The 5,804-nt window shown below is 74.3% G+C and carries 6 protein-coding genes; 5 read left to right on the top strand and 1 reads right to left on the bottom strand.

The features are described 5' to 3' along the window. Positions 1-45: 45 nt before the first annotated feature. Entirely contained in the window at positions 46-423 is a 378-nt protein-coding gene (locus DQW06_RS16235; RefSeq protein WP_013155614.1) for a DUF6507 family protein, read from the bottom strand. A 626-nt stretch (positions 424-1,049) separates the two neighbouring features. Here DQW06_RS16235 and DQW06_RS16230 point away from each other — a divergent pair. From DQW06_RS16230 to DQW06_RS16210, 5 genes are all read left to right on the top strand, one after another. Further along, a complete protein-coding gene (locus DQW06_RS16230; RefSeq protein WP_013155613.1) occupies positions 1,050-1,379 on the top strand; it encodes a hypothetical protein in 330 nt (109 codons plus the stop codon). Between the two features lie 28 nt (positions 1,380-1,407). After that, the gene (locus DQW06_RS16225; protein ID WP_013155612.1) at positions 1,408-1,704 is read left to right on the top strand and encodes a pore-forming ESAT-6 family protein; all 297 of its coding nucleotides are present in this window, start codon (positions 1,408-1,410) and stop codon (positions 1,702-1,704) included. Positions 1,705-1,751: 47 nt separating this feature from the next. Further along, the gene (locus DQW06_RS16220) at positions 1,752-2,729 is read left to right on the top strand and encodes a TNT domain-containing protein (RefSeq protein WP_013155611.1); all 978 of its coding nucleotides are present in this window, start codon (positions 1,752-1,754) and stop codon (positions 2,727-2,729) included. A gap of 124 nt (positions 2,730-2,853) precedes the next feature. Beyond that, positions 2,854-4,179, top strand: coding sequence for a type VII secretion integral membrane protein EccD (eccD, locus tag DQW06_RS16215; protein ID WP_013155610.1), 1,326 nt, complete (start codon positions 2,854-2,856; stop codon positions 4,177-4,179). Between the two features lie 11 nt (positions 4,180-4,190). Further along, entirely contained in the window at positions 4,191-5,129 is a 939-nt protein-coding gene (locus DQW06_RS16210; protein WP_071623022.1) for an ATPase, read from the top strand. Positions 5,130-5,804: the final 675 nt, after the last annotated feature.

Here is a 5,804-nt window from a genome sequence, read left to right as displayed (position 1 = left end):
GAGGGGGACGGGCCGGGGCGGTGCCGTGCGCCCGGGGTCCGGCGGTCAGACTGCCAGGTGGCGGCCGCCCCTGGGGGCGGGCTCCGGCTCCGGTTCGGGGATGACCCCGGCGCTGGCCTGGGACTCCGCGGCCATGTCGAGGTCGCCCTCGACGTAGTGGGTGGTGGCCTCGCTGGCACCGGAGACGGCGGAGACGGTCAGGCCCGCCATCTCGCTCATGATCGCGAAGTAGTGCTCGGCGAACTCGCCGAGGGCCATGCCGATGACGGGGCTCCTGGCGTAGTCGCCGGAGTCGACGAGGTGCTCCTCGACCTTCTGCATGACACCGATGAGGCCGTCGCCGCCGCCCTCCTCGCCGAGGTGTCCGGCGACGGTCGTCAGTACGCCGCCCACCGCGGCGGGTTGGATGTTCCACTGGGACACGTGGTGCTCCTTTCGTGCCGTGCGGGTCCGGGGCGCCGCCGGGCCCCGGCCGCCGGGAGCGGGACCGGTGGCGCGGTACCGCCCCCGGCCCGCGCGTGCGGCGCGGACACCAGGGTCTGACGCCCGTTCCCCGCTGAAGGTTTCACCGGGACCGCGGAGCGGGAAACCCCCGTTCTCCCGAGCGGCACCGGGCCGGGCGGGGGCCGCGCGCACGCCGCGGGGCGGTCACCGGGCCCCGCGGGGGCGGTCGGAGCCGCGGCCGGGTGCCGGCAGGGGCTTCGGCCGGTGCCGGTACCTCGTTCGGATTGGCCGGATACGGCCACGCGCCGACGGCGGGAAGGGGAGCAGTCGCGTCCGGGCGCCCGCCCCGAAGGCCCCGGCGGGTGAGCGGGCCAGGCCGGTCCGCCGGAGGGGTCCGCGCCGTTCACCGGCCGTCGTCCACAGGCGCGGATCATCCCTGTGCCTACGTCAGAGGCCACTTGTATGATGCAGATCCTCCCCTATGGGGGGATCCAGTCCGTTGCCCGGTCGCGGATCTTCTTCCGAACCACGGGCACTCCGCGTGCGTCCTCCCCCACGGGAGGCGAACAGCCTCGCGAGGACCCCCGAGGAAAGCAGGTGAAAAGTTGTCACGTTGGCAGATCGGCGACAGCACCCTGACCACCCTGTCCCAGAGCACCGGCACCACCGGTGACGAGCTGAGCAGCCTCATCCAGCAACTCGTCCAGGCCGCCGAGCCCCTGTCCGGCAAGTTCGACGGCGCGGGCAAGGCCGCGTTCGACTCCTTCAAGCTCAGGGCCGACGGCATCACCGCGGACCTGCGCGCGGGCCTCGGCTCCATCCAGGAGGGCCAGACCGGCATGAACACCGCGTTCGTCACCGGTGACCAGACCATGGCCGACGACGCGAACCAGAGCATGGGCTCGGCCAACTTCGACGCCGCCAAGTTCCGCTGACCCCCCGACCCCCCGGTAAGGAGCATCCATGAGCAACAACGCCTACGACCTCGGTGCCTCCCAGGAGGTCCAGGGCAACATCCAGTCGATCACCAACCGCCTCGAGACCCTGATCGGCGAGCACGACACCGACGTCAGCCAGGCCATGGCCGAGTTCGAGGCCACCGGCGTGTCCGAGGAGTACAGCGCCAAGGAGCTCAAGTGGCACAACGCCGGTAACGAGGTCCGCGAGATCATCCGGCTCGTGCGCGAGACGCTGTCCACCAACGACTCCACCGCCCAGGAGACCCTCAGCCGCGCCAACAGCGCGGTCATGAACATCTGACCGCACCCGAGGTACGGGACACGCACGAGAGGCAGTGAGGAGCACGGTTGGCACGCGACTACGACAGTCAGCTGCTGGAGTCCGTCGCCGTGCGCCGACAGCGCCTGCGCGAGGCGGTGCTCTTCGGCGGCCAGCGCACCAGGCGCCGCCTGGACGAGAACTTCGGCAAGGTGGCGATCAGCGCCTGCCTCGCCGCGGTCATCTGCGGCGGCACCGTCGGCTGGTCCTTCGTCAGCAACCAGCTCAGCACCCAGCGGGTGGAGCAGGAACAGCAGGCGTCGGGACCGGCCAACAACGCCGTCCCGCCCATTCCGGGCGACTGGGTCGGCGCGCAGGTCACGCTCGACGACCTGCGCGGGGAGCTGGACGCCGCCGGGGTCCCCGAGAGCCTGTACGTGCTCCCGGGCGACCCCCGTCCCGAGCCCGGAACCCTCGACAGCTACTACCTGCTCAGCCAGGACGCGGAGGGCTACCTGTCCGCCGCCGTCATGGACTTCGACCAGGGCCGCCCCGGACCCGAGTTCACCACCGAGGACGAGGCGGCCCGCTGGCTCTACCAGGAACTGGCCACCACCGAGCCCGAACCGACCGTCCTCACCCAGGCCGAGGAGAGGCAGACCGCCGAGGCCACGGCGGAGCTGGTCACCACGGTGCGCGAGAGCCTTCAGGAGCGCAGCGGCGGCTCCTACCTGCACGGACTCGCGGTCGGCGACGTCGTGGACGCCTTCGGCCAGGAGAGCGGCCGCTACCTGTTCCCCGACGGGACCGCCTTCGGGGAACGCGGTCTGCCCGACCACGCCCGCACCGCTCCCGACGGCGAGGACCTCTACCACCGCTACCGGGTCATCCACCCCTTCCAGGTGAGCGCGACCAGCGCCCCCGCGAACGGGGGGCACCCCGGCGGCGGCGTCCGCTTCACCCTCGACACGGCCGGGTTCACCGAGGTACCCACCGTTCCGACGATCCGCTGGCTCATCGGCAACGGCTACCTGGAGCGCATCGCCGTCAGCGACGTGCCCGGCTAGGGGCGCCGACGCAAGCCTCCACACCGTCCGGCTGGAGGGCACGACCGAATTCCGGGGCCCGGACCCCGGACCCGAGAGCGGTGGCCAGGGCCACCGGTGACGCAGGAGCGAGGATGGGAAGGCAATGACCGCTTGGAGCCGCGTGACCCTCGTCGGCGAGGAGCGCAGGGTCGACGCCGTCCTGCCCGCGAGCGAACCCGTGGGCGCGCTCATGCCCGAGGTGCTCGACCTCCTCGGCGACCAGGTGGAGAACCCCGCCAAACTGCGGCACCTGGTGACCGCCTCCGGGATCGTCCTGGAGGGCGACACCACGCTCGCGGAACGGCAGATCACCGACGGCGCGGTGCTGCGGCTGGTCCGGGCGGAGGAACCGGTGCCCGCCCCGGTGGTGCACGAGGTCCCCGAGGCGGTCTCGATGGCCCTGGACGACCACCAGGGGCGCTGGAACCCGGTGGCGGCCCGCTGGACCGCCACCGTCTCCCTCGTCGCCCTCGCCGTGGGCGCGGCCTGGATCGTGCAGGGGTACTTCTCCGGCAACGGCGGCCTCGTCGGCCTGGCCGTGGTCGCCGCCGTGCTGGTTGCGGTGGGCGCGTCGATCGGCCCGACCTGGCGGGAGCCCCTGGGCACGGCCCTGGCGATCAGCGGCACCGCGGTCGGCGGACTGGTCCTGTGGCTGGCCTGCGACCAGCTCGGCTGGCCCGAGTGGGCCCGCTGGGGCGGCGGCGCCGCCCTGGTCGCGGGACTGGTCCTGCTGCTCGGGCTCACGTCGGGACTGGGCCGGGGCGGCCTGACCGGTGGCGGGGTCGGACTCGCCCTGGCGGTCGTGTGGTCGGTGGGCGCGGCGCTGGGCCTGCCCACCTACCAGATCGCCGTCATCATGGCGGTGGCCTGCGTGGTGCTGCTGAGCCTGCTGCTCCGCCTGGCGCTGATGTTCTCCGGGCTGGCGGTCCTGGACGACCGGCGCAGCTCCGGGGAGGCGGTGACCCGAAGCGACGTGCTCACCTCGGTGGCGGGAGCCCACCGGAGCCTGGTGATCGCCACGATCGCGGTGGCGGTGTCCGCGGCCACGGCGGGGATCGGCCTGGCCACCCACTTCGACTGGTGGACGGCGGGGCTGTCGGTGGTGCTGGCCCTGGTGGTGGCCAGCCGCGCCCGGCTGTTCCCGCTGGTCGCGCAGAAGTCGGTGCTCATCGCCGCGAGCCTCGTGGTGCTGGTGGCCTTCCTCCTCTCCTGGGCCGAGGCCGTGCCCTGGGGGGTGTGGCCCGCGCTGGGGATCGCGGTCGCGGTGTCGGCCGTCCCCGCGGTCGTGCTGTCGATCGAGCAGCCCGAGCACGTGCGGGCGCGGCTGCGCGGTGTCACCAGCAGGTTCGAGGCGGTCGCCGTCGTCGTGCTGGTGCCCCTGGCGATCGGCGCGTTCGGCACCTTCCAGCGCCTCCTCACGACCTTCTGAGCGGGGGGACGATGAACGCCTCACAGACGCGGGCCCCGGGCGGGGCCTCTCCGGCCGGAGCCGCTTCGGCCGCCTCCGGGACGCGGCCGGTGCGCGGTGACGGCTGGGTGCGCCGCGTCGGCCGGGCAGCGCTGCGCCCGTTCCGGGCGGCGGACGAGGTGGCCGACACCATCGAGCTGGGGAGGCGGTTGCAGCGCCCCACCTCGACCGGGCGCCGGATCGTCGTGGACGACCTGGGGTCGGGCGCCGACGCGTCGGTGGTGACCGCGCTGGTCGCCCGCTCGCTGGCGCACTTCCGCCACGACCGGGTGCTGGCCGTGGACGCCACCGGTCGGGCGCCGTCCCTGGCCGAGCGGCTGGGCCTGGACGAGCCCGGCGACCTGGACGGGGTGGACCCCACCGGTTTCGAGTCGGTGCGCGCCAGTCTCGGCGAGGCCAACGAGCGCCTGTGGACGGTGCGGGCCGTCCCGGGCGGGGCCGGGGCCTACATGTCCGGGCTGCTGCCGATCTCGCGGTTCTTCGGGGTGACCCTCGTGGCCGGGGAGTCGGGCGGTGCGTTCGTGGAGGCCGTCGGCGGGGCCGCCCACGCACGGGTGCGCGTGGTCCGCGCGACCAGGGAGGCCGCGATCCGGGTCGGGCGCGAGCTGGACCTGCTGGTCGCGGACGGCAGACAGGACGAGGTACGGCGGACCGTGGTGGTCGTCTTCGACGAGCGGCGGCGTGAGGACCCGGGGTTCGACGTGGCACGCACGACCGGGATCATCGCCGAGAGCGGCGCGGGCGTCATCGTCCTGCCGCACGACCGGCACCTGGCCCAGGGCACGGTCGTACGCCCCGGGTTCATCGGTGAGGCCACCCACCGGACCGTTCAGCTGGTGGCCGCCGAGGCGCTGGACCGTTCGGTGGACGGCGCCGGGCCGGTCCGGACGCGCGTCGAAGGAGGGGAGTAGCCGTGGAGCAGCGACCCGAACCGGAACGGGGGACCCCTCCCGGGGAGCAGGAGACCCGGGAGGAGCACGACGGACGGGGGAACCCGGACGCGCCGCCGGACGCCGGGAACCCGACCGGCTGGCAACCGGGGGCTCCCGTGCACGGGGGTCCCGACCAAAGAGGTCGGCGGCAGGCGCCGTGGGGGGAACCGGGACGGCACCCCGGGCCGGTGCACGGCCAGCCCGCGCCGTCCGGCGGCCACGACGCCGGGCAGCGGGGGAGCGGCGCGGCGCCGAGCGGTCCGCAGCGGCCCGCCGCCGGTCAGGGCTTCCCGGGAGGGGACGCCGTCCCGAGCGGATCGGAGACCGCCGCCGGTCAGGACGCCGCACGGTGGCCGGAACCGGGGCGGGGCGAGCCGTCCGGCGGCCAGCGGCCCTTCCCGCACACGCCGTACCCGGGTCGGGGAACGGCGCACCCGTACGGCCGGCAGGGGGGCGCCAACGCTGCGCCGAGCGGGCCTCAGCGGCCTGCCGCTGGTCAGGGTTTTCCGGGTGGAGGCGCCGCGCCGAGCGGTCCGCAGGTCTCTCCGGGCGGGCAGCACCCCCGTGGTCCGCAAGGCGCTCCCAGCGGGCCTCAGCGGCCCGCCGCCGACCAGGGCTTTCCGAGCGGTCCGCAGTACGCGTATGGCCAGCAGG

Source organism: Nocardiopsis sp. TNDT3 (genome assembly GCF_003427465.1).
Classification (GTDB): Bacteria; Actinomycetota; Actinomycetes; order Streptosporangiales; family Streptosporangiaceae; genus Nocardiopsis; species Nocardiopsis dassonvillei.
The sequence above is the reverse complement of the archived record's forward strand: the minus strand, read 5'-3'. Positions and strand labels throughout refer to the sequence as shown.